The organism is Pseudomonas sp. HT11 (genome assembly GCF_044875395.1).
Lineage (GTDB): Bacteria > Pseudomonadota > Gammaproteobacteria > Pseudomonadales > Pseudomonadaceae > Aquipseudomonas.
The window spans coordinates 5,496,131-5,522,803 of record NZ_CP173217.1 but is presented as its reverse complement, the minus strand read 5'-3'; the positions used below and the strand labels follow the sequence as shown (position 1 = coordinate 5,522,803).

25 protein-coding genes are annotated in these 26,673 nt (G+C 61.5%); 11 read left to right on the top strand and 14 right to left on the bottom strand.

Features of this window, described 5'->3' with window-relative positions; genetic code table 11:
* Positions 1–10: 10 nt before the first annotated feature.
* From mltB to ABWL43_RS25495, 7 genes are all read left to right on the top strand, one after another.
* Complete coding sequence (gene mltB, locus ABWL43_RS25525) at positions 11–1,021, top strand: lytic murein transglycosylase B (RefSeq protein WP_124418530.1); 1,011 nt, start codon at positions 11–13, stop codon at positions 1,019–1,021.
* Positions 1,021–2,031: a septal ring lytic transglycosylase RlpA family protein gene (locus ABWL43_RS25520; protein WP_145162474.1), complete on the top strand. Its 1,011-nt coding sequence runs from the start codon at positions 1,021–1,023 to the stop codon at positions 2,029–2,031. The genes mltB and ABWL43_RS25520 overlap by 1 nt, the downstream gene beginning before the upstream one ends.
* A gap of 178 nt (positions 2,032–2,209) precedes the next feature.
* The gene (locus tag ABWL43_RS25515; protein WP_106579372.1) at positions 2,210–3,367 is read left to right on the top strand and encodes a D-alanyl-D-alanine carboxypeptidase family protein; all 1,158 of its coding nucleotides are present in this window, start codon (positions 2,210–2,212) and stop codon (positions 3,365–3,367) included.
* Between the two features lie 85 nt (positions 3,368–3,452).
* A complete protein-coding gene (locus tag ABWL43_RS25510; protein ID WP_017136054.1) occupies positions 3,453–3,734 on the top strand; it encodes a DUF493 domain-containing protein in 282 nt (93 codons plus the stop codon).
* On the top strand, positions 3,734–4,381 hold the full coding sequence (gene lipB / locus ABWL43_RS25505) for a lipoyl(octanoyl) transferase LipB (RefSeq protein ID WP_106579371.1): 648 nt from the start codon (positions 3,734–3,736) through the stop codon (positions 4,379–4,381). Before ABWL43_RS25510 ends, lipB begins: the two co-directional genes overlap by 1 nt.
* A gap of 2 nt (positions 4,382–4,383) precedes the next feature.
* Entirely contained in the window at positions 4,384–5,403 is a 1,020-nt protein-coding gene (lipA, locus tag ABWL43_RS25500; RefSeq protein WP_090401916.1) for a lipoyl synthase, read from the top strand.
* A 179-nt stretch (positions 5,404–5,582) separates the two neighbouring features.
* Positions 5,583–6,515, top strand: coding sequence for an LD-carboxypeptidase (locus ABWL43_RS25495; protein ID WP_404485187.1), 933 nt, complete (start codon positions 5,583–5,585; stop codon positions 6,513–6,515).
* A gap of 176 nt (positions 6,516–6,691) precedes the next feature.
* On the opposite strand, the gene ABWL43_RS25490 is transcribed toward ABWL43_RS25495, so the two are convergent.
* The 5 genes from ABWL43_RS25490 to leuS all read right to left on the bottom strand — a co-directional run bounded on the left by ABWL43_RS25490 (position 6,692) and on the right by leuS (position 12,839).
* Positions 6,692–8,017, bottom strand: a complete 1,326-nt coding sequence (locus ABWL43_RS25490; protein ID WP_262208881.1) for a lytic murein transglycosylase — start codon at positions 8,015–8,017, stop codon at positions 6,692–6,694.
* A gap of 61 nt (positions 8,018–8,078) precedes the next feature.
* Positions 8,079–8,243: an alternative ribosome rescue factor ArfA gene (arfA, locus tag ABWL43_RS25485; protein ID WP_003176285.1), complete on the bottom strand. Its 165-nt coding sequence runs from the start codon at positions 8,241–8,243 to the stop codon at positions 8,079–8,081.
* Positions 8,244–8,461: 218 nt separating this feature from the next.
* Complete coding sequence (gene holA / locus ABWL43_RS25480; protein ID WP_145162463.1) at positions 8,462–9,499, bottom strand: DNA polymerase III subunit delta; 1,038 nt, start codon at positions 9,497–9,499, stop codon at positions 8,462–8,464.
* A gap of 39 nt (positions 9,500–9,538) precedes the next feature.
* A complete protein-coding gene (lptE, locus tag ABWL43_RS25475; protein ID WP_145162460.1) occupies positions 9,539–10,144 on the bottom strand; it encodes an LPS assembly lipoprotein LptE in 606 nt (201 codons plus the stop codon).
* 88 nt (positions 10,145–10,232) lie between these two features.
* Positions 10,233–12,839: a leucine--tRNA ligase gene (leuS, locus tag ABWL43_RS25470; protein ID WP_145162457.1), complete on the bottom strand. Its 2,607-nt coding sequence runs from the start codon at positions 12,837–12,839 to the stop codon at positions 10,233–10,235.
* A gap of 262 nt (positions 12,840–13,101) precedes the next feature.
* On the opposite strand from leuS, the gene ABWL43_RS25465 reads away from it, so the two are divergent.
* Positions 13,102–13,413, top strand: a complete 312-nt coding sequence (locus tag ABWL43_RS25465) for a hypothetical protein (RefSeq protein WP_145162454.1) — start codon at positions 13,102–13,104, stop codon at positions 13,411–13,413.
* Between the two features lie 97 nt (positions 13,414–13,510).
* Positions 13,511–14,272, top strand: coding sequence for a YdcF family protein (locus ABWL43_RS25460; protein WP_404485181.1), 762 nt, complete (start codon positions 13,511–13,513; stop codon positions 14,270–14,272).
* 154 nt (positions 14,273–14,426) lie between these two features.
* On the opposite strand, the gene lnt is transcribed toward ABWL43_RS25460, so the two are convergent.
* The 5 genes from lnt to miaB form a co-directional block, all read right to left on the bottom strand.
* Positions 14,427–15,950, bottom strand: coding sequence for an apolipoprotein N-acyltransferase (lnt, locus tag ABWL43_RS25455; RefSeq protein WP_404485179.1), 1,524 nt, complete (start codon positions 15,948–15,950; stop codon positions 14,427–14,429).
* A gap of 8 nt (positions 15,951–15,958) precedes the next feature.
* Complete coding sequence (locus ABWL43_RS25450) at positions 15,959–16,798, bottom strand: HlyC/CorC family transporter (RefSeq protein ID WP_015373027.1); 840 nt, start codon at positions 16,796–16,798, stop codon at positions 15,959–15,961.
* Between the two features lie 27 nt (positions 16,799–16,825).
* Positions 16,826–17,299: an rRNA maturation RNase YbeY gene (ybeY, locus tag ABWL43_RS25445; RefSeq protein WP_404485175.1), complete on the bottom strand. Its 474-nt coding sequence runs from the start codon at positions 17,297–17,299 to the stop codon at positions 16,826–16,828.
* Positions 17,292–18,293 (bottom strand): PhoH family protein, encoded by a 1,002-nt coding sequence (locus ABWL43_RS25440; protein WP_145162438.1) that lies wholly within the window; start codon positions 18,291–18,293, stop codon positions 17,292–17,294. The genes ybeY and ABWL43_RS25440 overlap by 8 nt, the downstream gene beginning before the upstream one ends.
* 230 nt (positions 18,294–18,523) lie before the next feature.
* Entirely contained in the window at positions 18,524–19,852 is a 1,329-nt protein-coding gene (gene miaB, locus ABWL43_RS25435) for a tRNA (N6-isopentenyl adenosine(37)-C2)-methylthiotransferase MiaB (protein WP_404485172.1), read from the bottom strand.
* Positions 19,853–19,983: 131 nt separating this feature from the next.
* On the opposite strand from miaB, the gene ABWL43_RS25430 reads away from it, so the two are divergent.
* Positions 19,984–20,310, top strand: coding sequence for a DUF1820 family protein (locus tag ABWL43_RS25430; RefSeq protein ID WP_003194436.1), 327 nt, complete (start codon positions 19,984–19,986; stop codon positions 20,308–20,310).
* 128 nt (positions 20,311–20,438) lie between these two features.
* Here ABWL43_RS25430 and ABWL43_RS25425 read toward each other — a convergent pair whose 3' ends face one another.
* The 4 genes from ABWL43_RS25425 to ABWL43_RS25410 form a co-directional block, all read right to left on the bottom strand.
* Complete coding sequence (locus ABWL43_RS25425; protein ID WP_145162432.1) at positions 20,439–20,993, bottom strand: tetratricopeptide repeat protein; 555 nt, start codon at positions 20,991–20,993, stop codon at positions 20,439–20,441.
* A gap of 225 nt (positions 20,994–21,218) precedes the next feature.
* Positions 21,219–22,502 carry a glutamate-1-semialdehyde 2,1-aminomutase gene (hemL, locus tag ABWL43_RS25420; protein ID WP_106579359.1) on the bottom strand — a complete coding sequence of 428 codons (1,284 nt, stop codon included), beginning with the start codon at positions 22,500–22,502 and terminating at the stop codon, positions 21,219–21,221.
* 11 nt (positions 22,503–22,513) lie between these two features.
* Positions 22,514–23,143: a thiamine phosphate synthase gene (thiE, locus tag ABWL43_RS25415; protein WP_404485167.1), complete on the bottom strand. Its 630-nt coding sequence runs from the start codon at positions 23,141–23,143 to the stop codon at positions 22,514–22,516.
* Between the two features lie 19 nt (positions 23,144–23,162).
* On the bottom strand, positions 23,163–23,960 hold the full coding sequence (locus ABWL43_RS25410; protein ID WP_404485164.1) for a hydroxymethylpyrimidine/phosphomethylpyrimidine kinase: 798 nt from the start codon (positions 23,958–23,960) through the stop codon (positions 23,163–23,165).
* Positions 23,961–24,246: 286 nt separating this feature from the next.
* Between ABWL43_RS25410 and ABWL43_RS25405 the strand changes: the two genes are divergently transcribed.
* Positions 24,247–26,625: a 7TM diverse intracellular signaling domain-containing protein gene (locus tag ABWL43_RS25405; protein ID WP_404485161.1), complete on the top strand. Its 2,379-nt coding sequence runs from the start codon at positions 24,247–24,249 to the stop codon at positions 26,623–26,625.
* Positions 26,626–26,673 lie beyond the last annotated feature (48 nt).

Below are 26,673 nucleotides of genomic sequence, written 5' to 3'. Positions count from 1 at the left end.
GAAGATGTCAATGCAAGTAATGCGCGGCTGGGCGACTCGGCATGCGTCCTGGATGAGCCTGATTGGGCTGCTGGGCGCGACGCAAGAGGCGCAGGCCGGTGACTACGATGGCTCACCCCAGGTCGCCGAATTTGTCGGTGAAATGACCCGCGACTACGGTTTCGCCGGTGAACAGCTGATGGGCGTGTTCCGCGAAGCCCAGCGCAAGCAGGCGATCCTTGATGCGATCTCGCGTCCCGCCGAGCGCGTGAAACAGTGGAAAGAATACCGCCCGATGTTCCTCACCGACGCCCGCGTGGCGCGGGGTGTGGACTTCTGGCGCCAGCATGAAGCCGCGCTGGCCCGCGCCGAGCAGGAGTACGGCGTGCCGGCCCAGGTTATCGTCGCGATCATCGGCATTGAAACCTTTTACGGGCGTAATACCGGCAGTTACCGGGTGATCGACGCCTTATCTACCCTGGGCTTCGATTACCCGCCGCGCGCCGAGTTCTTCCGCAAGGAGCTGCGCGAATTCCTGCTGCTGGCCCGCGAAGAACAAGTCGACCCGCTGACCCTCAAGGGCTCCTACGCCGGTGCGATGGGCTTGCCGCAGTTCATGCCGAGCAGCTTCCGTGCTTACGCGGTGGATTTCGACGGCGACGGCCACATCAATATCTGGAGCAATCCGGATGACGCCATTGGCAGCGTGGCCAGCTACTTCAAGCGCCATGGCTGGGTGTCCGGCGAGCCGGTGGTGATCCGTGCCGATGTCACCGGGGAGCGCGCCGACGAAGGTTTGACCCAGGGAATCGAGCCGGTCAAGACCGTCGGGGAGTTGCGAGCCCTGGGCTGGTCGAGTCAGAATGCGCCACGCGACGATATGCCGGTGACGGCGTTCCGCCTGGAAGGCGAAAACGGCCCGGAATACTGGATGGGCCTGAAGAATTTTTACGCAATCACGCGTTATAACCGCAGTGTGATGTACGCCATGGCCGTGCATCAGCTGTCAGACATGCTGGTCCAAGCACGGGGCAACAAGTAATGCGGGCATCGCCGTTCAATAAACCGCTCAAGCTGGTGGCGTTTGCCGCGTTGTCCTTGCTGGTTGTCAGTTGCTCTTCCACCACCACCAAAAGCCGCGCGCCGGCGCAGAAGAGCGGTGGCGGTATCGTCCGCGCCCAGCCGGGCCTGGACATCAACCGCGCGCACAAAGACGGCGCGCCGTGGTGGGATGTCGACGTGTCGAAAATCCCGGATGCCACGCCGACCCTGCACACCGGGCCTTACAAGGCCAACCCGTATACCGTGTTGGGCAAGAATTACTTCCCGCTGCAGGATTCCAAGACCTACGTCCAATCGGGCACGGCGTCCTGGTACGGCACCAAGTTCCATGGCCAGAACACCGCCAACGGCGAAGTGTATGACCTGTACGGCATGAGCGCGGCCCACAAGACCCTGCCGCTGCCCAGCTACGTACGCGTGACCAACCTGGACAACAACCGCACGGTGATCCTGCGGGTCAACGACCGTGGGCCGTTCTATTCGGACCGGATCATCGACTTGTCCTACGCCGCCGCGAAGAAACTCGGTTACGCCGAAATCGGCACCGCGCGCGTCAAAGTCGAAGGCATCGACCCGGCGCAGTACTGGGCCCAGCGTGGCAAACCGGCGCCGTTGATGCTCAACGAGCCGCAAACGCCACAGCCGCAAGTGACCGCGTCAACCGGCAAGATCGAACAGTGGACACCGCCACCGGCGCAGCACGCACCGGACACGGTGGTCGTGCCGCACGCAGCACCGGGCGCTTCCACGGTGGGCGGTCAGTACCTGCAGGTCGGCGCTTTCGCCAACCCCGATGCGGCAGAACTGTTAAGGTCCAAGCTGAGCAGCATGGTCAATGCGCCGGTTTTCATCAGCTCCATCGTGCGTAACCAGCAGACCCTGCACCGTGTGCGCATGGGGCCAATTGGTTCGCCAAGTGAAGTGGCGCAAGTACAGAACAGCGTGCGCCTGGCCAACCTGGGGCAACCCAGCGTGGTCACCGCCGAATAAGAAAGATTGATGGCTCAGGCGCGTGCGCGGGTCTGGGCCCTGGTTGTTGGCTCGTTGAACAATAAAAACCCAGGGGCAAGGGGTGAGCGGGCAACCGAACACGTGACAGTCTGGCAGCGGGCTGTCTGAATAGTTTTGCCCGCGAGGGCAAGTTTCCATAAGCAATTTCGAGAGACGGATGAACATCACCACCTTAGCCAAACGCACGTGCCTGCTTCTTTCGCTGATCATCACCCCGGCCGCCTGGGCGGTTGAAATGGTGCCGGCTTCCCCGCAACTGGCCGCCAAGGCCTGGGTCCTCATGGATGCCGCCAGCGGCAACGTGCTGGTCGAGAACAACGGTGACCAGCGCCTGCCTCCCGCGAGCCTGACCAAGCTGATGACGGCGTACATCGCGACCCTGGAAATCCGTCGCGGCCAGATCGGCGAAAACGACCCGGTTACCGTCAGCGAAAACGCCTGGCGTACCGGCGGTTCGCGGATGTTCATCAAGGTGGGTTCGCAGGTGACTGTCAGCGACCTGCTGCACGGCATCATCATCCAGTCCGGTAACGACGCCAGCGTGGCCTTGTCCGAGCACATCGCCGGCAGCGAAGACGCCTTTGCCGACATGATGAACAAGACGGCCGGCGACCTGGGCATGACCAACAGCCACTTCATGAACCCGACCGGTCTGCCGAACCCGGAGCACTACTCGTCGGCTCACGACATGGCGCTGCTGGCGCGCGCGATCATCCGCGTCGACCCGGTGCACTACGCGATCTACTCCCAGAAGGAGTTCTTCTGGAACAACATCAAGCAGCCTAACCGCAACCTGCTGCTGTGGCGCGACAAGACTGTCGATGGCCTGAAAACCGGCCACACCGACGAAGCCGGCTACTGCATGGTGTCGTCTGCTGTACGTGACGGCCAGCGCCTGATCGCCGTGGTCTTCGGTACTAACAGCGAGCAGGCCCGTGCGGCCGAGACGCAAAAGCTGCTGACCTACGGTTTCCGCTTCTTCGAAACCCAGACCTTCTACCAGAAGGGTGCTGAGCTGGCTCAAGCCCCGGTATGGAAAGGCGCTACCCACCAAGTCAAAGCCGGCCTGGCTGATGACCTGACGTTGACCATGCCTAAAGGCCAGCTGAAAAAGCTCGCTGCCAGCATGACCATGAACCCGCAATTGGTTGCGCCAATCGCCAAGGGTGACGTTATCGGTAAAGTCGAAGTGAAGCTGGACGACAAGGTGGTGCACAGCGCCGACCTGATCGCGCTGGACGCCGTCGACGAAGGTGGTATCTTCCGCCGCGTGTGGGATAGCATCCGTCTATTCTTCTACAGCTTGTTCAACTGATAAGTGTGCACCTGCAAAGCCCCGCGTCGACCTGACGCGGGGCTTTGCCCGTCGCCACGGCTTACGCTTACGAGGCCGTTACGCCATGACCGATAAAGAAGTAGAAGTAAAGGCGCCAAAGATCGAATTCCCTAACGTGGACTATCCCGTCAAGGTGATCAGCGATACGGGGGTGGGCAACAAAGACAAGATTCTGGAGATCGTGCGTAAACACGCGACGATCAACGACAACCGTGTGGACGAGCGTTTGAGCTCCAACGGCAAGTACACCACGATCCAGTTGCACATCGTTGCGACCGGTCAAGACCAGCTCTACGACATCAACAGCGAACTGCGGGCCACCGGCTTCGTGCACATGGTGCTGTGATGTCTCAGGTCCTGGGCTTTCGCGAGCTCGGCCAGATGGCCTACGAGCCGGTCTGGCATGCCATGCAGCGCTTCACCAACGAGCGCGGCAGCTCGGCCCCGGATGAAATCTGGCTGGTGGAACACCCGCCGGTATTCACCCAGGGCCAGGCTGGCAAGGCCGAGCATCTGCTGCTGCCGGGGGATATTCCGGTGGTGCAGGTCGACCGAGGTGGTCAAGTGACTTACCATGGGCCGGGTCAGCTTGTTGCTTATCTCTTGCTGGACGTGCGCAAGCTGGGTTTTGGCGTACGTGACCTGGTGAGCCGCATGGAAGCTTGCCTGATCGAGCTGTTGGCCAGTTACGGCGTGAGCGCCGCGGCCAAGCCCGATGCACCCGGTGTGTATGTGGACGGCGCGAAAATCGCCTCCCTCGGTTTACGGATCCGCCACGGTTGTTCCTTTCATGGCCTGGCCTTGAACGTGGACATGGACCTGGCGCCATTCGGGCGCATCAACCCGTGCGGTTATGCAGGGTTGGCGATGACCCAACTGAGCGATCACGCCACACCGATTAAATTTGCCGAGGTAAGTGCCCGGCTGCGTGCGCAGCTCGTCAAACACCTCGACTATGCTGAGCAGACGACCCTTACGGGCGGAATCGACTGATTATGACTACTGATGCAGTGCAAACCATGATCCCGACGCTGGACATCACCGAGCGTCCGGCCCCGCGTGCCAAGGTGGAAGCCGGCGTCAAGCTGCGCGGCGCCGAGAAGGTTGCACGCATCCCGGTCAAGATCATCCCGACCACCGAACTGCCGAAAAAACCTGACTGGATCCGCGTGCGCATCCCGGTTTCGCCGGAAGTCGACCGTATCAAGGCCCTGCTGCGCAAACACAAGCTGCACAGTGTGTGCGAAGAGGCGTCCTGCCCGAACCTGGGCGAATGCTTCTCCGGCGGCACCGCCACCTTCATGATCATGGGTGACATCTGCACCCGTCGTTGCCCGTTCTGCGACGTTGGCCACGGCCGGCCGAAGCCTCTGGACGTCAACGAGCCGGAAAGCCTGGCCATCGCCATCGCCGACCTGAAACTCAAATACGTGGTAATCACCTCGGTAGACCGCGACGACCTGCGTGACGGCGGTGCCCAGCACTTTGCCGACTGCATTCGCGAGATCCGCAAGTTGTCGCCGAACGTGATGCTCGAAACCCTGGTGCCGGACTACCGTGGCCGTATGGACGTCGCGCTGGAAATCACCGCTGCCGAGCCACCGGATGTGTTCAACCACAACCTGGAAACCGTGCCACGCCTGTACAAGGCCGCGCGTCCAGGCTCGGACTACCAGTGGTCGCTGACCCTGCTGCAGAAATTCAAGCAGATGATGCCGCACATCCCGACCAAATCCGGCCTGATGCTGGGCCTGGGCGAGACCGACGAAGAAGTGATCGAAGTCATGAAGCGCATGCGCGAACACGACATCGACATGCTGACCCTCGGCCAGTACCTGCAGCCGTCGCGCAGCCACTTGCCGGTGCAGCGTTTTGTGCACCCGGACACCTTCGCCTGGTTCGCCGAGGAAGGTTACAAAATGGGCTTCAAGAACGTGGCGTCTGGCCCGTTGGTGCGTTCCTCGTACCACGCTGACGAGCAGGCCAAGCTGGTCAAGGCTAGCCTGGTTTCGTAATAACGATGTGCGCAACACCGCAGATCCAATGTGGGAGCGGGCTTATGTAGGAGTGGGCTTGCCCGCGATAGCATCGCCTCGGTTTGATTGAAAACCGAGGTATTTGCGTCGCAGGCAAGCCCGCTCCCACAGCGTCCGGCTCCCACATTTCGTTCCGCGTCATACAGGGAGACCCAGGGATGACAACTCAACTTGCGGCCGCGGTACCTGCACTTCGCCCCGAAGGCATCATCGGCCTGATCGCCCCCGCCGGCCCTGCCGCCCTCGACGTTGAAAAAGCCGGGCAATGGATGCGCGCCCGTGGCCATGAGCTGCGGATTTTCCCAGGTGTATACGAACGCGACGGTTACCTCGCAGGCAGCGATGACGTGCGCCTGCGTGACCTTCATGCTGCCTTCGCCGACCCCGACATCGATGCCATCTTCTGCCTGCGCGGCGGCTATGGCACGCCACGCTTGCTGGATCGTCTGGATTACGACCTGCTGCGCGCCAACCCCAAGCCGTTCGTGGGTTACAGCGACATCACCGCGTTGCACCTGGCGATCAGCCGCTACGCGGGCTTCGTGACTTTCCACGGGCCGATGCTCAACGCCGATTTGCTGGGCGACAAGCAACAGCCCACGGAGTCATCGCTGTTCAGCATGCTGCGCGGTCAGCTTGGCGCCGGCAGTGTAGTGGCGCACCCGGTGGCCTACCCATTGACCACCCTTGAGCCAGGCATCGCCTGTGGACGCTTGCTGGGTGGCAACCTGTCGATGATCGCGGCGGTGATGGGCACGGCTTATGAGATTGACGCCGAAGGCATCATTTTGTTGATCGAAGACGTCAACGAGCCGATCTACCGTATCGACCGCCTGCTGACTCACCTGCGCCTGGCGGGCAAGCTGGAGCAGATTGCCGGTGTGCTGGTGGGCGATGTGGCGGGTGTGGATAAAGCAGCGCTGGAGCGACTGCTGAAGCAGTCCTTCGAACCGTTGTGCATTCCGGTGTTGTCCGGCTGGCGCAGTGGGCACTGCGACCCGAACCTGACGCTGCCGATGGGCGCACTGGTACGGCTGGATGCGGGGGCGCAGCGGGTGGTGTTGGAGCAGGATGTAGTGTTCAAGCCCTGACGTGGTGATAAAGCCACCGCGCGGGCCTTTTTTGTGGCGAGCGGGCTTGCCCCGCGTCGGGCTGCGCAGCAGCCCCAAAACCAGCCACTCAGGCGCAGCTGATACACCGTATTCTGCTTGATCAGGGCCGCTTCGCGGCCCAGCGCGGGGCAAGCCCGCTCGCCACCATTGCAGGTCTATCGGTTCTGCAACGACTCCAGCAACTTCACCGTCGGATACCCATCCGCCGGCCAGCCCAACGACTGCTGCGCTGCGCGGATCGCCTTGCGCGTGTTGGCGCCGATGATGCCGTCTGCATTGCCCGCGTCATACCCTTTGGCGCTCAGCACTGTCTGCAAATCGATGCGCTGGGAGCGGCTCAGTGGCAGCTCATCTTTGGGCCAATCGCCACGAATCACACCACCGCCGCCAAACCGTTCCGACAGCAGGCCAACCGCCAGCGCGTAGGACGACGAGTTGTTGTACTTGAGGATGGCGCGGAAGTTGTCCAGCACCAGAAACGCCGGGCCACGGTAGCCTGCCGGCAGCAACAGGGCGGCGGACAGTTGGTCGACGTTGGGCGGCATGCTCGCGCCAGGTGGCAACTGGATACCGAGTTTCAGCCACTCGGCGACGGTCTTGCGCACGCCGCCGTCTGCCAGGGCGTAATCAAAGTTGGCCGGCAGCTGTTGCACCTCAAAGCCCCACGGCTGGCCTTTTTGCCAGCCAGAGCTTTGCAGGTAGTGCGCCGTGGAGGCGAGGGCGTCGGCCGGGCTGTTCCAGATGTCACGGCGACCGTCACCGTCGAAGTCGACGGCGTGGGTGTTGTAGGTGGTTGGGATAAATTGCGTCTGGCCCATCGCGCCGGCCCAGGAGCCTTTCATCTGGTCGGCCTGGATGTCGCCATGCTGGATGATCTGTAGCGCCGCCAGCAGTTGCGCCTGGGCGAATGCCGGGCGACGGCCTTCGTAGGCCAGGGTTGCCAGGGAGCGGATCACCGAATTATTGCCCTGGAACTGGCCAAAATTGCTTTCCATGCCCCACACCGAAACCAGCGCCTGGCGGTCGACGCCATAGCGTTGTTCGATGCTTTGCAGGATGTCGGCGTACTTGATCAGCAACGCTTGGCCATTGCGTACGCGCACCGGCGAGAGTGCGCCGTCGAGGTATTCCCAAACCGGGCGGGAAAATTCCGGTTGGCTGCGGTCAGCGCGAATCACCGCCATGTCGGGGGTGACGCCGGCAAAGGCGTTGTCGAACACCGCGGGCGTGATCCCGGCTTTCAGGGCGTCCACGCGAAAGGCCGCCTGCCATTCGGCAAAGGTCTGGGTCGGTTGGATATCGAGGTTGTCCACGGCCAACGGCGCAACGACGGCGGGCGCGACGGCCGGCACAGTCTGCAGTTTTGGCAGGGGTTGCGCGTCTGCGGCGGTGGGTTTTTCCGCGCAGGCGACAAGCAGAATGAGGCTGGAGGCAGCGATCAATTGGCGAAGGTGCCAACGACGGGAAAGACTAGAGGGCATGCACAGGTCCAGGGATTACAAATCAGGTACAGACCTTATCATGCCGGAGGGGCGCTTGCCTTCAGGCAGCCAGAAAGTAAGAAGCCTCCCAGCTATTAGACTGGAAGGCTTCGCGGCGGTAGCTGCCTTTGCCCTTGCCGGCGCGTTCCTGACGGCTGCGGAACAGTGGCTGGGCGATGATGGATTTGGCCTTGTTGGGGCCATGCTTGGATGGCTTTTTGCTCATGTCGATACTCTCTGTCGGTGGGATGAAGCGGTGCAAATCATCTGCCGAAGTGACGCCGCTGTAAAGCCCGGCGCGGTGTAGGAAAGGTGCACGATCAAAATGTGGGAGCGGGCTTGCCCGCGAAGGCGGCGTGTCAGTCACTACAAGTGTCAGCTGAACCACCGCATTCGCGGGCAAGCCCGCTCCCACATGGGATCTGTGATGTTTTTGAGAGAAGGTTATTCGGCGGGCAAGGTCAGGCGCTGGCCGGCCATCAACAGCGACAGGCGGCTCAGGCTCATCCACGGCGAACCGGCCGCCTGGCCCTTGATCTGCGCGTCTATTCGTTGCGCTTCCAGCAGCAATTGCGCCCAGCGTTGCGCCGAGTGCCGTTGCAGGGCTTTGCTCATCAGGGGTTTGCGTTTGTCCCAGACCGGTGGCCGCGCCTGGCTGAAGCATTTGTCCAGCGGAGTGCCCTGGCTGTATTGCAGCGAAATATTGGCCAGCACCCGCAACTCACGGGCCAGCGCCCATAGAATCACCGGGGGTTCCACGCCTTCGCCGCGCAGCCCTTCGAGCATGCGCAGGGCGTGGGCGGGTTCACCGTTAAGAATCGCGTCCACAAGCCCGAACACGTCAAAGCGAGCGCTGTCGGCCACTGCGCCTTGTACGGTTTCGACGGTGATTTGCCCGTCTTCGGCCATCAACTTGAGCTTTTCGATCTCCTGGGCGGCAGCAAGCAAGTTGCCTTCGACCCGGGCGGCGATCAGCTCAACAGCGTCTTGCGTCGCTGACAGCCCCGACTGGGACAGGCGCTGACGAATCCACTGCGGCAACTGGTTGCTGTCCACTGGCCAGATCTGGATGAACTGGGTCTGTGGTCCCTCTACCAGCGCCTTGCCCCATTTGGTTTTCTGCGCACTGCCGTCGAGCTTGGGCAAGCTGACCAGCAGCACCGTGTCTTCAGCGGGACGCGAGCAGTATTCCATCAACGCCGCCGCGCCCTTGTCCCCGGGTTTGCCCGAGGGCAGGCGCAATTCCAGCAGGCGTTTTTCGGCGAACAGCGACATGCTCGCACCGGCTTGCAGCAACGTGCCCCAGTCGAAACTGGCGTCGGCGCTGAAGACCTGGCGTTCATCGAAACCCTGCTGGCGCGCGGCGCTGCGAATAGCGTCTGCCGCTTCCTGGCACAACAGCGGGTCATCACCGCTGACGATATAGACAGGCGCGAGGCCACCTTGCAGGTGTTTGGCGAGTTGGGCGGGGGCGAGCTTCATAGGCGGGGCAAACGGGGCGCCAGGGGCGCCCCGTCTGGCTTACTCGACAGGGACTTCAACAGGCGATTGTTTCGGCGTGTTGTCTTCGTACTCTTTTGCGGCTTTCAGGGCGTCGGCGTCAGCCTTGGCCTTGTTGTCGGCGGTTTGCTGCAGAGCGGCCAGTTTTTCCGGCGTCAGCTGTTGCAGACGTACCATCAGGCGCTGGATCAGCTCACGACGCATTTCCTTGCGAACCTGAATGATCTCCGAGTCCGAACCCACCAGGTTGTTGCCGTCGTGGCTCACAACTTTCTGGACTTCGAGCTTGTCGGCCATCAATGACAGGTGGTCACGGCCCTGTACTTCATAGTTGACGGCCGTATTGAGCTCAACGTCCGACGCGCGGCCGGCGCTGGCGTAGCTCAGGCTACGCTGGGATTCCTGCTCGTCCACCAAGACCAGTTTGTAGGTTGCACCGGTGTAGACGTGAACACCGCTGTTTTCCAGGGTCTGGCGCAGCTGAACCACGGTGTCGCCATAGGCGTTGCGGGCGCTGACGTCCAGTTCCTTGATGCTCAGTTCATTGGTGCCGGTGCCGCGCAGCTGGAAGCCGCAAGCGCTCAGCAGCACAGCGAGGCCCATCACCAGCAAATTGCGTTTGATCATTTTGTTGCTCCCCTTGAAACCATGTGGGCCTTATCGAGGCCTTAAAGGTTTGGTTCGGTGCAGGGCCCAAGCCCTGCGCCCGATCCGATTAGCTGGCGACGATGTTGACCAGTTTGCCAGGCACTACGATCACTTTGCGGATCGTCAGGCCTTCGGTAAAGCGCAGCACGTTCTCGTTGACCCGTGCAGCCGCCTCGACGTCTTCACGGCTGGCACTGGCTGGCATATCAATCTGGCCACGCAGTTTGCCGTTGACCTGGATCACCAGCTGCAGCGTGTCCTGCACCAGTGCGCTGTCATCCTGTACCGGCCAACCGGCGTCGATCACCGCGCCACTGTGGCCCAAGCGGCTCCACAGGTCGTGGCTGATGTGCGGCGTGATCGGAGCCAGCAACAGGACGACCGTTTCCAGGCCTTCCTGGACCAGCGCGCGGTCTTGTTCGGTCGCCTGCGGTGCTTTTTCCAGCACGTTCATCAGCGTCATCACCTGAGCGATGGCGGTGTTGAATTTGTGGTTCTGGCCCACGTCCTGGCTGGCCTGGCGAATGGCCAGGTGAGTGCTGCGGCGAATGGCTTTCTGTTCATCGCTCAACGACGCCACGTCCAGCTTGCCCGGCAGGCCCTGGCTGACATGGGCATGCGCCAGGCGCCAGACGCGCTTGAGGAAACGGTGCGAGCCTTCGACGCCGGAGTCGGACCATTCGGCGCTCATGTCGGGCGGCGAGGCGAACATCATGAACAGGCGGCAGGTGTCGGCGCCGAACTGATCGATCATCGACTGTGGGTCGACGCCGTTGTTCTTGGACTTGGCCATCTTCTCGGTGCCACCGATTTCCACCGGCAGGCCGTCGGATTTCAGCTTGGCGCTGATCACCTTGGCTTTGCTGTCACGCTCAAGCTCTACGTCCGCCGGGTTGAACCAGGTGTAGGCGCCATTGGCTTCGCGGCGATAGTAAGTCTCGGCGATCACCATGCCTTGGGTCAGCAGGTTCTTGAACGGCTCGTCGGAGCTGACCAGGCCTTCGTCGCGCATCAGCTTGTGGAAGAACCGCGCGTACAGCAGGTGAAGAATGGCGTGTTCGATGCCGCCGATATACTGATCCACCGGCAACCAGTGGTCGGCCGCGGATTTTTCCACCAGGCCGCCTTCATAGTGCGGCGAGGCGTAGCGAGCGTAGTACCACGAGGACTCGACGAAGGTGTCCATGGTGTCGGTTTCACGCTTGGCCGGTGCACCGCATTTCGGGCAGGCGCACTCGTAGAACTCGGGCATGCGCGCCAACGGCGAACCGGCGCCATCGGGCACTACGTCTTCGGGCAGTACCACCGGCAACTGGTCTTCCGGCACCGGCACGTCACCGCAGGTTTGGCAGTGGATGATCGGAATCGGGCAGCCCCAGTAGCGCTGGCGGCTGATGCCCCAGTCGCGCAGGCGGAACTGGGTGCGCGAGGCTCCGAGGTTTTTCTTGATCAGTGCCACTTCAATGGCGTCGAAGGCACCCTGGAAATCCAGGCCGTCGAACTCGCCGGAGTTGATCAGTTCGCCGTGCTCGCCGTAGGCGTCTTGCCACGGAGCCGGGTTGGTATCACCCGAGCTGGTACGCACGACCGATTTGATCGGCAGGTCGTACTGGGTGGCGAATTCGAAATCGCGCTCGTCGTGAGCCGGCACGGCCATTACTGCGCCATCGCCGTAGTGCATCAGCACGTAGTTGGCGACCCACACTGGCAGTTTTTCACCGGTCAGCGGGTGCTCGACGAACAGGCCGGTTGGCAGGCCTTTTTTCTCCTGGGTGGCGACGTCGGCCTCGGCCACGCTGCCGCCTTTGCATTCGGCGATGAAAGCCTGCAGCTCTGGGTTGTTCTGTGCAGCCTGGGTGGCCAGCGGGTGTTCAGCGGCCACGGCGACGTAGGTCGCGCCCATCAGGGTGTCTGGGCGGGTGGTGAAGACTTTCAGTGCGCCGGCAACGCCAATGGAATCGACGTTGTACGGGAACTGCACTTCCATGCCCTTGGACTTGCCGATCCAGTTGCGCTGCATGGTCTTGACCTGTTCAGGCCAGCCCGGCAGGTCGTCGAGGCTCGACAAGAGTTCATCCGCGTAGGCGGTGATCTTGAAGTAGTACATCGGGATTTCGCGCTTTTCGATCAGCGCGCCGGAGCGCCAGCCGCGACCGTCGATGACCTGCTCGTTGGCCAGTACGGTCTGGTCGACCGGGTCCCAGTTCACGGTGCCGCTTTTCTTGTAGATCACACCTTTTTCGAACAGGCGGGTGAACAGCCATTGTTCCCAACGGTAGTAATCGGGCTTGCAGGTGGTCACCTCGCGCGACCAGTCCACCGCCAGGCCCAGGCTGCGCAGCTGGGTCTTCATGTAGGCGATGTTTTCGTAGGTCCACTTGGCGGGCGCCACGTTGTTTTTCATCGCGGCGTTTTCCGCCGGCATGCCGAAGGCGTCCCAACCCATGGGTTGCAGAACGTTCTTGCCGAGCATGCGCTGGTAGCGCGAAATCACGTCGCCAATGGTGTAGTTACGCACGTGCCCCATGTGTAGCTTGCCGCTGGGGTAAGGGAACATCGATAGGCAGTAGTAAGTCTCCTTGCCTGGCTGTTCACTGACTTCAAAGGACTTTTGCTCGTCCCAGAAGGTTTGGGCGGCATTTTCTATTTCACGGGGCTGATATTGTTCGTGCATGGCTACTTTTGAACTGAATAGGGGTGGCCTAATCCTCTTCGGTGCAACGTTCAGGTTGATCGACACCAAAAAGCGGCGCGTCCGTGCCCAAACCCTGCGGGAAGTGGAGTTACAGGAAGCGCCGTAGCATACATGACCCCACTCTATCGAGGGAAACCCTGATTGCGCAGGCAGGGCCGTCTGTCGCGGCGCCGGGCAGGCGCAGCCACGGGGACTACGCTGTTTATTGGGGAGTGAGTCTTATCTTCAATGAGGTGAGGGGATGGTTGAATCGCAGCGAACTTTAACGAAACCGCAGTTGTACCAAGGACTGATCGACCGTTTGGGTCGGGCATTGGATGCCGCCAGGACCGCAGGCCGATTGCGTGATGAACGGCCTCTGGAATTGGAGTTGCGAGGCTTGAGCCAGGCTGAGCTTGAATTGATCAAGGTTTACCTGGAATTGAATCACCAACGTGCCTCTCAAGGGCCGGCTTCCCCGCCAGCCCAGGCGCCATCACGTTCGGCCAAGGTAATCTGGTTGAAGGATGTGGCGGCCGGTCGCGGCCCCGAAAAGCTTCGGGCCGTTCGGTGAAACATCGCGTTATCCAGTGACCTTCTCGAAATGTGTGGGTAAAGATTGTCGCTAAATCCCGTTGCATCTAGGCTTCGGGCATCTTTGGAGATGCCCGATGCCTTTTCGTTATTTCATTAAACAATTGCTGTTGCCGCCCGGCATTTTTTTGCTGCTGCTGGTGTTTGCCTGGTGGTTTCGTAAAAGCCGTCCGCGCCTGGCCGGGTTTTGCTTTGTGGTGGGGTTGGGCGGGATGTGGCTGATCAGCCTGCCGGTGATGGTGCAATGGGGGGCGCATGCGCTGGAAACCGAGCCACCGTTGGCGCGTGACGCGTGGGCAACGCTGGCGCAGCGCGCCGATGCCATTGTGGTGCTGGGCTCCGGGCGCGAACGCGGTGATCCGGCCTGGGGCAGTGATCAGCCCACCGGCATCGGCCTTGAGCGCCAGCGGTATGCCGCGCGACTGGCCAAGGCCTCCGGGTTGCCGGTATTGACCAGCGGCGGCTTGCACTACGGCACGCCGCCCAGTGAAGCGGAGTTGATGGCCGTGTCGATGCAGGATGACTTCGGCGTGACGGTGCGCTGGAAGGAAGAACGCGGCCGTACTACCTGGGAAAACGCGCAGATGAGTGCCGAGATTCTGCTGCCCCAAGGCATCAAGCGCGTAGTGGTGGTGACTCAGGCCTGGCACATGCCGCGCGCGGTGTGGAGTTTTGAGAAGGCCGGCTTCACTGTGGTGCCGGCGCCGGTGGGGTTTTTGGGCGTGGACAATGCCCGGCCGCTCGGCGGCTGGATGCCCGAGTTTGTGTCGGTGTGGCGCAGCGGGCAGTTGATCAATGAGGTGGTGGGGCAGGTGGGGTATCGGGTGTTTTATCGATAACCCCGTAAATCAACGGTGTGGTGGGCCTATGTGGGAGCGGGCTTGCTCGCGAAAGCGGTGTGTCAGTAAGCATGTTCGTTAGCTGATGCACCCTATTCGCGAGCAAGCCCGCTCCCACACAAGCCAGCTCCCACTTTGATTTTGGGTTTGTCTGTCAGACCGTCTTGGACATCCGCCCCGCCAGCAACGCCCAGCCAAACAGCCCCAGGCACACGATGATCAACGGCCATGAGCGCCATTGCAGGTACGGCGTGAGGTTGTGCATCGGCACCACTTCGCCGTACAGAATCCCGCGCTCGAACTGCGGGATCTGCGCGGTGATCTGCCCGAACGGGTTGATCAGGCCGGTAACGCCGTTGTTGGTCGCCCGAATCATCCAGCGCCCAGCCTCCAATGCGCGCATCTGCGCCATTTGCAGGTGTTGCAGCGGGCCGATGGAGCGGCCAAACCAGGTGTCATTACTGATGGTCAGCAACAGATCGCTCTGGGCCGACAGGCCGGCAGCAAATTCCGGGTACACCACTTCATAGCAAATGAAGGGCGCAATCTGATAGCCCTTGGCCTGCAGCATCGCCTGGTCAGACGGGCCGCGAGCGAAGTCCGACATGGGCAGGTCGAAGAACGCAATCAGCCCGCGCAGCATGTCTTGCAGCGGCACGTATTCGCCAAAGGGCACCAGTTTCTGCTTAAGGTAAGTGCCTTCGCCTTCGCCGACCACGGTGATGCCATTGAAGAAACGCCTCTGGTGGTGCACTTCCTGGCGGATCGGCACGCCGGTGATCAGCGCCGTGTGCCGGTCTGCAGCAAACTTGCCCATCATGCCCAGATAGCCTTCGACGGAATCCTTGAGCACCGGCACGGCGGTTTCCGGCCACACCAGCAGGTCGACACGCTTGGAGCTGAAGCTCATGTCGCGGTACAGCGCCAACTGCGCATTGAGCTGCTCAGGGTCCCACTTCATGCTTTGTTCGACGTTGCCCTGGATCGCTGCCACCGTCAGGGGTGCGCCCGAGGGCGTGGTCCAGGCGTGGTGCTTGAGCGCCAGGCCGATGGCCCAGGGCGCAACCAGCAGAACCAGGCCTGCGCCGATGAACCCGTTGCGCTTGCTCGCCAGCAGGCGTGGCAGGTTGCACAGCACCGCAGCGGTCAGTGCCAGCGCGAAGGAAATCAGCCACATCCCGCCCAGCGGCGCGAGGCCGGTAAGTGGGCCGTCGAGTTGACTGTAGCCAGAGTAGAGCCAGGGGAAACCGGTGAGGAACCAGCCGCGAAACGCCTCCTGGCCGACCCACAACGCAGCAAACGTCAGCGCGTCGGCCACCGGTGCCTCATTACGGCGCAGCCAGCGCGCCCACAGCCAGGCGGGCAGGGCGAAAAACCAGGCGATGGCGGCGGTGAACAGCAGCATCAAAAAGCCAGCCAGCAGCACCGAAGCGCCGCCGAAATGGTGAATGCTGTAGTAGATCCAGCTGGTGCCAGCGCCAAACAGGCCGAAGCCGAAACACCAGCCACGGCCCAGGGCCTGACGTGGCGTCAGCTCGCGCAGGCCGATATAGAACAACCCGACCGCCACCAGTGCAAATGGCCACAGATCGAACGGCGCCAGCGCCAGGGTGGTGATGGCGCCGGCCACCACGGCCAGCAAGTTACCGGGCCAGCCGGGGCGGGTCAGACGGCGCATATCAATCCTTAGCGGGCAATAGGTGTCAGGCGAATCAAATGGATGCGGCGGCTGTCGGCATTCAGGATGCGGAAGCGATAGGCGCCGATCTCGGTGGTCTCGTTACGCTTGGGCAGATGCCCGAACGCGCTCATCACCAGGCCGCCGACGGTGTCGAACTCGTCGTCGGAGAATTCGCTGTCGAAGAACTCGTTGAAGTTCTCGATCGGCGTGAGCGCCTTGACCAGGAAATCACCGCTGGGCAGCGGCTTGATGTAGCTGTCTTCTTCGACGTCGTGCTCGTCTTCGATGTCGCCAACGATCTGTTCCAGCACGTCTTCGATGGTCACCAGACCCGCCACGCCGCCGTATTCGTCGATCACGATGGCCATGTGATTGTGGTTGGCGCGAAATTCACGCAACAGCACATTCAGGCGCTTGGATTCAGGCACGAAGGTGGCCGGACGCAGCAGGTCCTTGATGTTGAAGTTGTCGCCGTTCTCCTTGAGGATCAACGGCAGCAGGTCCTTGGCCAGCAGGACACCCATGACGTCGTCATGGCTTTCACCGATCACCGGGTAGCGCGAGTGCGCCGAGTCGATCACGGCCGGGAGGAATTCCCGAGGGGTCTGGGTCGCCTTGATGCTGATCATCTGCGAACGCGGGACCATGATGTCCCGGACTTGCAGGTCAGCCACCTGGATGGCGCCTTCGACGATGGCCAGCGCTTCGCTGTCCAGCAACTTGTTCTGATGGGCCTCGCGCAGCAGCTCAAGCAGCTCCTGGCGGTTTTTCGGCTCGTGGGCAAAAGCCTGGGTCAATTTACCCAGCCATGACTTCTGCCCGTTGCTCGATCGGTCTTCGCTCATAGCGATTACTCTAAATCCTTTGTTGTTTCAGTGAGGTGTAGTTTCGATTTCGTCGTCTGCATAAGGGTCGCGGTGACCCAATTCAGCAAGCAACGTTTGTTCCAGTGTTTCCATCTCCAGCGCTTCGTCATCGTCTATATGGTCGTAACCCAAGAGATGCAAGCAGCCGTGGATCACTAGATGGGCCCAATGGGCCTCAAGTTCCTTGCCTTGCTCCTTGGCTTCGCGTTCCACCACCTCGACACAGATCACCAGGTCGCCCAGCAGCGGAATATCCAGTAACTCATCCGGCACGTCGGCTGGGAAGGACAGCACGTTGGTCGCGTAATCCTTTTGGCGCCACGTGCGATTCAGTTCGCGGCCTTCGGGCTCGTCCACCAGGCGGATGGTCAGCTCCGAGTCGGCGGTGCGCTGGCGCAGGGCCAGCGTGCACCATTGACGGAACTGTTCTTCGCTGGGGGCGGGCGCGTCGGTGGCCAGCTGCAGGTCAAGCTCAAGCATCGCGGCGAACGTCCTTGGCGGGTGCGTCGTCCTTGTGGTCGAAGCGCTCGTAGGCTTCGACGATGCGCTGCACCAGCGGGTGACGCACCACGTCTTTGGGCATGAAATGCGTAAAGCTGATGCCCGGCACGTCCTTGAGCACTTCGATGACTTGGGCCAGGCCCGACTTGGTGCCCTTGGGCAGGTCGACCTGGGTCACGTCACCGGTGATCACGGCGGTTGAGCCGAAACCGATACGGGTCAGGAACATCTTCATCTGTTCGACGGTGGTGTTCTGGCTTTCGTCGAGGATGATGAAGCTGTTGTTCAGCGTACGGCCACGCATGTAGGCCAGCGGGGCGATCTCGATCACCTGGCGCTCGATCAGTTTGGCCACGTATTCAAAGCCGAGCATCTCGTACAGCGCGTCATAGAGCGGGCGCAGGTACGGGTCGATCTTCTGGGCCAGGTCGCCGGGCAGGAAGCCAAGCTTTTCGCCGGCCTCGACCGCCGGGCGCACCAGCAGGATGCGGCGCACTTGCTCGCGCTCCAAGGCGTCCACCGCACAGGCCACGGCCAGGTAGGTCTTGCCGGTACCGGCGGGGCCGATGCCGAAATTGATGTCGTTACCGAGGATTTCTTTGACGTAGCGCTGCTGATTCAAGCCGCGCGGGCGAATCATGCCTTTTTTGGTGCGCAGGGCCACGCTGGCTTCGGCCACCGGGTTGTTGGCCAAATCTTCCACGGCAGATTCCTGCAGGTACAGGTGCACGGTCTCCGGCGACAGCTCACTACCCTTGGTTTCGCGGTAGAGGCGGCGGAGCAGGTTTTCTGCAGACGTGGTGTGCTGGGGTTCACCAATAAGCTCGAACTGATTGCCGCGGTTGCGGATCTCGATGCTCAGGCGTTGTTCGATCAGGCGCAAGTGCTCGTCGAACTGTCCGCACAGGTTGGCGAAACGGCGAGCCTCAAAAGGCTCGAGAAGAAAACGATGGGGTTCTATGGGTGCGTTCAAGGTCGCTTTTAGCCGCCCTTTGGCTGTTGAGGTGAAAGAGAGGATAACGCCAGTGGCCTACGTGCGAAAGCACTTAAATGGGCTGGTTTGGATCTCAAGAACCCTGAAGATCCACTGTGGGAGCTGGCTTGCCTGCGATAGCGGTGTATCAGCGCCAGTTGTATCGGCTGACTCACCGCTATCGCAGGCAGGCCAGCTCCCACATTTTGATCTACATCAGGTCAGAGCGATCAGTTAACCAACGACCCGCGCAACGAGTGCGGTTGCGCCGCATCAATGTGCACATCCGCAAACTGGCCGATCAGGGTCGGGTTGTCGCAGCGGAAGTTGACGATGCGGTTGTTCTCGGTACGGCCTTGCAGCTCGCCCGGGTCTTTTTTCGAATAGTCGGTGACCAGGATGCGCTGGATCGAGCCGACCATTTGTCGGCTGATTTCGAAACCTTGCTGGTTCAGACGGTGCTGCAGCGCGTTCAAGCGCTCTTTTTTCAGCGCTTCCGGGGTTTCATCCGCCAGGTCGGCAGCCGGGGTGCCCGGTCGCTGGCTGTAGACGAACGAGTAGGAGAAGTCGAAACCGACGTCTTCGATCAGCTTCATGGTCTGCTCGAAATCTTTCTCGGTCTCCCCGGGGAAACCGACGATAAAGTCCGAGCTGATGCAGATACCCGGCACCGCCGCGCGCAGTTTGCGCAGCTTGGATTTGTATTCCAGGGCCGTGTGGTTGCGCTTCATCGCCGACAGAATGCGGTCCGAACCCGATTGCACCGGCAAGTGCAGGTGTTTGACCAACTCCGGCACTTCGGCATGGGCCTGGATCAGGCTGTCGGAGAACTCCAGCGGGTGCGAGGTGGTGTAGCGAATGCGCTCGATGCCATCGACGGCGGCCACCACGCGGATCAACTCTGCCAGGTCGGCCAGGCGGCCGTCATGGGTCAGGCCGCGATAACCGTTGACGTTTTGGCCCAGCAGGGTCACTTCGCGCACACCGTTTTCGGCCAGGTGGATAATTTCCGCCAGCACGTCGTCAAACGGCCGGCTGACTTCTTCACCACGGGTGTAGGGCACCACGCAGAACGTGCAGTACTTGCTGCAACCTTCCATCACCGACACATAAGCGCTTGGGCCGTCGATGCGCGGCTCGGGCAAGTGATCGAATTTTTCGATTTCCGGGAACGACACGTCCACCTGCGGCAGCTTGGTGATACGCGCGGCGTCGATCATTTCCGGCAGGCGGTGCAGGGTCTGCGGGCCGAAGACCACGTCAACATAGGGCGCGCGGTCGCGGATCGCGGCGCCTTCCTGGCTGGCCACGCAGCCGCCAACGGCAATCACCATGTCCGGGTTGGCCAGTTTCAACTCGCGCCAGCGGCCCAGCTGGGAGTACACACGGTCCTGGGCGCGCTCACGAATCGAGCAGGTATTGAGCAGGATGACGTCAGCATCTTCGGCGCGGGCGGTGACTTCCAGGGCCTGATGTTCGCCCAGCAGATCGACCATGCGCGAGCTGTCGTACTCGTTCATCTGGCAACCGTGGGTTTCGATGTAAAGCTTCTTGGCCATGGGAATCGTCAACTGGTGGTAAAGAACCGCGCATTATAGGGGGCATGTCCATTGGTTCCTAGCGTTGTGCATCGGGTGCCATGCTATAGTTCGCGCCCTCTTTTATATCCCCGATGTGTTATTCGCCCACCATGACCAAACGTGAAGCTCCAATCTATAAGGTGATTTTCCTTAACCAGGGCCAGGTGTTCGAAATGTACGCCAAGCAGATCTATCAAAGTGATCTGTGGGGCTTCCTGGAAGTGGAAGAGTTCGTCTTTGGCGAGCGCACCCAGTTGGTCGTCGATCCGGGCGAGGAAAAGCTGAAGGCGCAGTTTGAAGGCGTGGTACGCAGCTTTGTACCGATGCATTCGATTGTGCGCATCGACGAAGTCGAGCGCCTGGGCACGCCAAAGATCAGCGAAGCGCGTGGCACCAGCAATGTCATGCCGTTTCCGATGCCGATGCCTGAGAAGTAGCGCGTTAGATCGAGGTGTGCCCATCGCAGGCAAGCCAGCTCCCACATTCGATTGCATTCCAATCTTGGAGCGCGTTCAAGTGTGGAAGCTGGCTTGTCTGCAATAGCGGTAGAAGGGTTTAGCTGAAATCAGGGAAGGGGCGAGAAGGGCGAGCGCCCATCGGCACTCTGCAATTCCTGCAAGTAATTGCGGAAGATCTGGCCCAGCACCTGGGTCGCCACTTCCAACTCATCACGCTGCATGTGCTCGGCGACTTCGTCGGCGGTGTCCAGCGCGTCTTCAGCGCCGTTGACCGCGGCCATTTTCAGCACGATATAGGCCTGGACGTTATTGGCCGGCACGCCTTCGCCATGGAAAAACATTTTTCCCAGTTCGAATTGCGACTGGGCATGGCCCTGCAACGACGCTTTCTCGAAGTAGCTCAAGGCCTTGTTGAGGTCGCGGGCGGGGTTTTTGTCGTCGTGGTAGTACTCGCCCAACTCGTATTGCGCCTGCGCATCCCCGCCGTCGGCCTGTTTCTGGCACGCGCTCAGGGCTTCGGCCTGGCTGTCTGGCTGGGTATTGAGGGTGCAACGACCCATCGCTGGGATTAACAACGAGTTGCCGCCTGCTTGTGCATGTGCCAGCAGCGGCTGAAGGAGCAACAGGCAGCCCAGAACCAGGGTGCGGCCGGTGCGTTTCATGGGAATCGACTTACCTCTGACGGGGCGCGCGGACCCTCGCGGGTCCAATAAGCGCGCATTATGAAATAAGCAGGCCTCTGCTTACAAAGTCTTTACTCGTTTTTCTGCTGCGTGGGCAAGTTATCTGCCGGATTGCAGGTGATTTCTCGAAAAATGCAGGAAAGCGCTGTAAGCAAAGTAGCAAATTCTGACGTCACCCAAGGCAACGTCAGCTTGATAGGCCTCTTATTTCAGGGCCGCGAAGGCGCGCTCGGCAGCATCCAGGGTCAATTTCAACTCTGCGTCGCCATGGGCGATCGAGGTGAAGCCCGCTTCGAAGGCGCTCGGTGCCAGGTAAACGCCGCCCTCCAGCATCAAGTGGAAGAAGCGCTTGAACAGGTCGGCATCGCTGCCCATCACGTCATCGAAGGTGACGATATCGTCGGCACCGCTGAAGTACAGGCCGAACATGCCACCGGCTTGCGTGGTGACGAACGGGATGCCGGCCGCATCGGCGCGCTGTTGCAGGCCATCGAGCAGGCGCGTGGTGTAGTCGGTCAGCTCGGCGTGAAAGCCCGGGCGGCTGATCAGGCGCAAGGTGGTCAGGCCGGCCGCCATGGCCAATGGGTTACCCGACAAGGTGCCCGCCTGGTACACCGGGCCCAGTGGCGCGATGTGCTGCATGATGTCGCGCTTGCCGCCGAAGCAACCCACCGGCATGCCGCCGCCGATGATCTTGCCGAAGGTGCTCAGGTCGGGCGTGACGCCGTAGTAAGCCTGGGCGCCGCCGAGGGCGACACGGAAACCGGTCATGACTTCGTCGAAAATCAGCACTACGCCGTGCTTGTCGCACTGCTCGCGCAGGCCTTCAAGGAAACCAGGCGCCGGCGGCACGCAGTTCATGTTGCCGGCGACCGGCTCGACGATGATGCACGCCACCTCTTGGCCCACTTCGCTGAGCATCTGCTCGACGGCGGCGATGTCGTTGAATGGCAAGGTCAGGGTGTGCTTGGCGAAGGCCGCCGGTACACCGGCCGAGCTCGGCACGCCCTGGGTCAGCGCGCCGGAACCGGCTTTTACCAGCAGGCTGTCGGAGTGGCCGTGGTAGCAGCCTTCGAACTTGATGATGCTGTCGCGGCCGGTAAAACCACGGGCCAGGCGAATGGCGCTCATGGTGGCCTCGGTGCCTGAGCTGACCATGCGCACCATTTCCATCGACGGCACGATCGAACACACCAAGTCTGCCATCTCGGTTTCCATGGCGGTCGGGGCGCCGTAGGACAGGCCGTGTTGCAACTGCTGGCGCACCGCATCGAGCACGTCCGGGTGGCTGTGGCCGAGGATCATCGGGCCCCAGGAACCCACGTAGTCAACGTAGCGCTTGTCATCTTCGTCGGTGACGTAGGCGCCTTCGGCATGCTTGAAGAACAACGGCGTGCCGCCCACGCTCTTGAACGCACGCACGGGGGAGTTCACACCGCCGGGAATGTGTTTCTGAGCATTGGCAAACAGGGTTTCGGAACGGGACATGGTCGGGCTCTCTAAACTGAAATTTTAAGAATATCGTTGAATGCGCGCGCGCGGCGCGTGACTTCCTGGGTGCTGTCGGCACCGAACAGGCCGTGCACCACGGCGAGCAGGTCGGCACCGTGGGCCACCAGCGGTTCGGCGTTTTCCAGGGTGACGCCGCCGATCACGCAGATCGGCAGATGCAGGCGCGCGCGGGCCTGGGCCAGCATGTCAACGGTGGCGGCGGGTGCGCCGGGCTTGGTGTTGGAATTGAAGAAGCGGCCGAAGGCGACGTAGCTGGCGCCTTCTTTGGCGGCCTGTTCGGCCAGTTCGATCTGGCTGTGGCAGGTGGCGCCGATGATCGCTTTGGAACCGAGCAACGCTCGGGCCGGAGTCAGTGGGCCGTCGGTTTGGCCCAGGTGTACGCCCACGCCCAGGCGCGCGGCCAGTTCGGCGTCGTCATTGATAATGAGCTGGGTCTTGTAGCGCGAGCACAGCTCGCGCAGTTTCTCCGCCTCTCGCAGGCGGCGGGCTTCATCGCTGCTTTTGTCGCGGTACTGCAGCAGGGTCACGCCGCCGTCCAATGCCGCTTCGACGTAGGCGAGAAATTTGCCGGCCAACAGTTGGCTGTCGGTAATGGCATACAGGCCACGTAGTTTCATCGGGCAGGCCTCTTGTGCTTTAAGAGCAGAAATCCAGCGGCAAACGGCGCGGCACGAACTGGCCCTGGCCGAGTTGTTCGGCGTCACGCAAGGTGCGCCAAGTGTAGTTGAGCGCCGACTGCACAGCGCTGACCAGGCCTTCGCCCTGGGCGATGCGACCGGCCAGTGCGCTGGCCAGCGTGCAGCCCGAACCATGATAGCTGCCGGGCAGGCGCTGGCAGGTAAAGGTCTGGCGCGTGCCGTCGCGGCTGTACAGGCGATTGTGCACTTCATGCTCGTCGCCGTGGCCGCCGGTGATCAGCAAGTGCTTGATAAACGGCAGCAGCTTCTCGGCGCATTCGTCCGCGGTGCCTTCAGGCAATTCGGCGAGGATGCGCGCTTCAGGCAAGTTGGGCGTGGCGATCAGCGACAACGGCAGCAGCCGCTCGCGCATCGCGTAGCCGACTTCGTCCTTGCCCAGGCTGCCACCGCCGCCGGCCCGCAGCACCGGGTCGCACACCACCGGCAGGTGCGGGTGCGCCTGCAGCAGTTCGACCACGGTGTCGACCATCGCGGTGGACCCGAGCATGCCAAGCTTGACCCCCGCCACTTCGGAGTCGCCGAGCACGGCATTCGCCTGGGCCAGGACCCACTCGCGGTCGAGCACGCGGAAATCGCTGACATTGACGGTGTTCTGCACGGTCAGGGCGGTGACGGCGGGAGCCGCATGACAGCCTTGGGCGAGCAGGGCTTCGATATCTGCCTGCAGGCCGGCGCCACCACTTGGGTCATGGCCGGAGAGACAGAGGACAACGGGGCGAGAGCTGTAGATATTCATGGTGCGCGAGCTTACCACCAAACGCTTTTTGCGTGGCTGTCTGGCGAGGGTTGAATTTTGCCGCTGTCCAGGCGCATTTATGGCTGATAGCCATTATCGAGTGTTGGGTCATAAATGCTTTGAAAGCCGCGTGCTAGAGCCTTTCAAAAAATTATTTCAATGGTGTCTAATGGCCTCCAGCGGCTATGCTAGAGTGGATCCAAACAACTTACTGTATCGCCGGCATACGTCTTCTCAAAAGGAATGGGGGCTTTTGACATAACCGGACAGGCCACGCTGGGGCTCTATGCGCTATTTGCTGATCTTATTATTGTGCGGGCTGCCGATGCTCGCCGGCGCCGTCGAGTTCAATCAGAGCACTCGAAGCCTGCCGCTGGGCCGGGTCATGCAAGTACTCGAAGACCCTACCGACGCCCTCACCATCGCCCAAGTCAGTTCCCCCGCCTACGCCGCCCAGTTCAAGACCCACGACCAAGCCACCCTCAATGCCGGTTATTCACGCTCGGTGTTCTGGCTCAAGGTCGATCTGCATTACACCGCCACTGACCCTCGCGCGCCGCGTACCTGGTTCCTGGAGCTGGCGTACCCGCCGCTGAACCGCCTGGACCTGTACCAGAACGACGGCACCGGCGGCTACCGACTGACCACCCGCACCGGCAGTGCACTGCCTTTTTCCAGCCGTGAAGTGCGTCAAAGCAATTACCTGTTCAAGCTCAACTTTGTGCCCGACCAGCAGCAAACCGTGTACCTGCGCCTGCAAAGCGAAGGCTCGATCCAGGCGCCGTTGACGCTCTGGGCCGGCACCGCCTACCTGGAAGAACAGCCGCTGCGCTTGTATGTGCTGGGCGCCATCTACGGCGTATTGCTGGGGATGCTGGTCTACAACCTGTTTATCTACCTCAGCGTGCGCGACACCAGCTACCTCTATTACATCCTGTATATCGCCTCGTTCGGCCTGTACCAACTGTCAGTCAATGGCGTGGCCGTGGAGTACTTCTGGCCGAACAACCCGTGGTGGTCGAATGCAGCGGTGCCGTTCCTGATCGGGTCGGCGGCGCTGTTCGGCAGCCTGTTCGCGCGCAGCTTCCTGCACACCGCGCAGCACAGCCGCTGGCTCGACCGGATCTTGCTGGCGCTGGCGACCTGCGGCGCGGTGGTGATGATGCTGGCGCTGCTGACCAGCTATGCGGTGGCCCTGCGCCTGGCCACCGGTCTGGCGCTGGTGTTTACCGTGACCATCTTTGTTGCCGCGATCAAGGCGTGGTATTGCGGCCAGCGCATGGCGCGGTATTTCATCATCGCCTGGTCGGCATTCCTGCTCGGCGGGGTGGTCAACACGATGATGGTGTTGGGCTACCTGCCAAATATGTTCCTCACCATGTACGCCAGCCAGCTCGGTTCTGCGATTGAAGTGGCGCTGCTCTCACTGGCCCTGGCGGACCGCATCAATGGCATGCGTGAGCAGCAGGCGCAAATCCTGTTCGACGCCAGCCAGAAACTCGAAGTGCTCAACCAGCAACTCGCGCGCAGCAATCGCCTGAAAGACGAATTCCTCGCCACCCTGACCCACGAACTGCGCACACCGATGAATGGCGTGATCGGCTCCCTTGAGCTGATGCAAACCGTGCCGCTGGACGATGACCTGGCGCAGTACCAGCAAACCGCCGCCGGCTCGGCGCGGGACATGATGCGCATGGTCAACGGCATCCTCACCCTGACTGAACTGCAAGCCGGGCGCCTGACTGCCCAGCCCCAGGTGTTCAGCCTGCGCGGTGCGCTCGACACCTTGCGTCAGCAGTTCAGCACCGGCGCGCAGAACAAGGGCCTGGAATTTTCCATCGACGTGGCGGACGAGTTGCCGGACCGCGTGATCGGCGATGCCGACAAACTGATCCAGTGCCTGGATTGTCTGCTCGACAACGCGTTCAAGTTCACCCACGAAGGCGCGGTGCGCTTGCGCGTGGTGGGTGTTCCACAAAACGATGGCAGCTTGCGCCTGAGCTTTATCGTCACCGACAGTGGTATCGGCTTCGCTTTCCTCGATGAGGCCACGCTGTATCAGCGCTTCTTCCAACTCGACGGCTCGACCACCCGCGAATACGGCGGCCTGGGCATCGGCCTGGCGATCTGCCGACAGCTGATCGAGCTGCTCGGTGGGCGCCTGACCCATCACTCCGAGCCGCGCAAGGGCAGCCGTTTCCAACTCGAGGTGACGGTAAGCGCGGTGCCGCCCGAGCCCAAAGCGACGCCCCAGGAAACCTTGACGCAGCGCGCGCCCCACGAGTGCGCGGTGCTGCTGGTGGACGACAACAGCGTCGGCCAACTGGCGGTGCGTGGCATGCTGCTCAAGCTGGGCTATCGGGTGAAAACCGTGGACAACGGTTCGTCTGCGCTGGCGATGTTGCAGAGTGAAACGTTTGATGCGGTGCTGCTGGATGTGCCTGAAGGCGGGTTCTCATTGTGCTGTCAGATTCGTGCACTGCCGGGGTGTGGCGAACTGCCGGTGATCGCCCTGAGTACCTCACTGAATGGGACGGACCGTGAGCGCTGCCATGGCATCGGCATCACTGACCGGCTGGCCAAGCCCGTGCGTTTTGAAGCGCTGCAGGCGGTGCTGGAGCGTCGGCTGCTGTGCCCGTTAGAGGGCGAAAGCGCCGGACATTAGGCGCGTATGCCACTTTTTTAAGCCCGGTGACGGTGCTTAACTGAAATT

Excerpts from the sequence above, each read along its gene's own strand:
- mltB (WP_124418530.1), top strand. The coding sequence starts at position 11 with ATGCAAGTAATGCGCGGCTGGGCGACTCGGCATGCGTCCTGGATGAGC.
- ABWL43_RS25520 (WP_145162474.1), top strand. The coding sequence starts at position 1,021 with ATGCGGGCATCGCCGTTCAATAAACCGCTCAAGCTGGTGGCGTTTGCC.
- ABWL43_RS25515 (WP_106579372.1), top strand. The coding sequence starts at position 2,210 with ATGAACATCACCACCTTAGCCAAACGCACGTGCCTGCTTCTTTCGCTG.
- ABWL43_RS25510 (WP_017136054.1), top strand. The coding sequence starts at position 3,453 with ATGACCGATAAAGAAGTAGAAGTAAAGGCGCCAAAGATCGAATTCCCT.
- lipB (WP_106579371.1), top strand. The coding sequence starts at position 3,734 with ATGTCTCAGGTCCTGGGCTTTCGCGAGCTCGGCCAGATGGCCTACGAG.
- lipA (WP_090401916.1), top strand. The coding sequence starts at position 4,384 with ATGACTACTGATGCAGTGCAAACCATGATCCCGACGCTGGACATCACC.
- ABWL43_RS25495 (WP_404485187.1), top strand. The coding sequence starts at position 5,583 with ATGACAACTCAACTTGCGGCCGCGGTACCTGCACTTCGCCCCGAAGGC.
- ABWL43_RS25490 (WP_262208881.1), bottom strand. The coding sequence starts at position 8,017 with ATGCCCTCTAGTCTTTCCCGTCGTTGGCACCTTCGCCAATTGATCGCT.
- arfA (WP_003176285.1), bottom strand. The coding sequence starts at position 8,243 with ATGAGCAAAAAGCCATCCAAGCATGGCCCCAACAAGGCCAAATCCATC.
- holA (WP_145162463.1), bottom strand. The coding sequence starts at position 9,499 with ATGAAGCTCGCCCCCGCCCAACTCGCCAAACACCTGCAAGGTGGCCTC.
- lptE (WP_145162460.1), bottom strand. The coding sequence starts at position 10,144 with ATGATCAAACGCAATTTGCTGGTGATGGGCCTCGCTGTGCTGCTGAGC.
- leuS (WP_145162457.1), bottom strand. The coding sequence starts at position 12,839 with ATGCACGAACAATATCAGCCCCGTGAAATAGAAAATGCCGCCCAAACC.
- ABWL43_RS25465 (WP_145162454.1), top strand. The coding sequence starts at position 13,102 with ATGGTTGAATCGCAGCGAACTTTAACGAAACCGCAGTTGTACCAAGGA.
- ABWL43_RS25460 (WP_404485181.1), top strand. The coding sequence starts at position 13,511 with ATGCCTTTTCGTTATTTCATTAAACAATTGCTGTTGCCGCCCGGCATT.
- lnt (WP_404485179.1), bottom strand. The coding sequence starts at position 15,950 with ATGCGCCGTCTGACCCGCCCCGGCTGGCCCGGTAACTTGCTGGCCGTG.
- ABWL43_RS25450 (WP_015373027.1), bottom strand. The coding sequence starts at position 16,798 with ATGAGCGAAGACCGATCGAGCAACGGGCAGAAGTCATGGCTGGGTAAA.
- ybeY (WP_404485175.1), bottom strand. The coding sequence starts at position 17,299 with ATGCTTGAGCTTGACCTGCAGCTGGCCACCGACGCGCCCGCCCCCAGC.
- miaB (WP_404485172.1), bottom strand. The coding sequence starts at position 19,852 with ATGGCCAAGAAGCTTTACATCGAAACCCACGGTTGCCAGATGAACGAG.
- ABWL43_RS25430 (WP_003194436.1), top strand. The coding sequence starts at position 19,984 with ATGACCAAACGTGAAGCTCCAATCTATAAGGTGATTTTCCTTAACCAG.
- ABWL43_RS25425 (WP_145162432.1), bottom strand. The coding sequence starts at position 20,993 with ATGAAACGCACCGGCCGCACCCTGGTTCTGGGCTGCCTGTTGCTCCTT.
- hemL (WP_106579359.1), bottom strand. The coding sequence starts at position 22,502 with ATGTCCCGTTCCGAAACCCTGTTTGCCAATGCTCAGAAACACATTCCC.
- thiE (WP_404485167.1), bottom strand. The coding sequence starts at position 23,143 with ATGAAACTACGTGGCCTGTATGCCATTACCGACAGCCAACTGTTGGCC.
- ABWL43_RS25410 (WP_404485164.1), bottom strand. The coding sequence starts at position 23,960 with ATGAATATCTACAGCTCTCGCCCCGTTGTCCTCTGTCTCTCCGGCCAT.
- ABWL43_RS25405 (WP_404485161.1), top strand. The coding sequence starts at position 24,247 with ATGCGCTATTTGCTGATCTTATTATTGTGCGGGCTGCCGATGCTCGCC.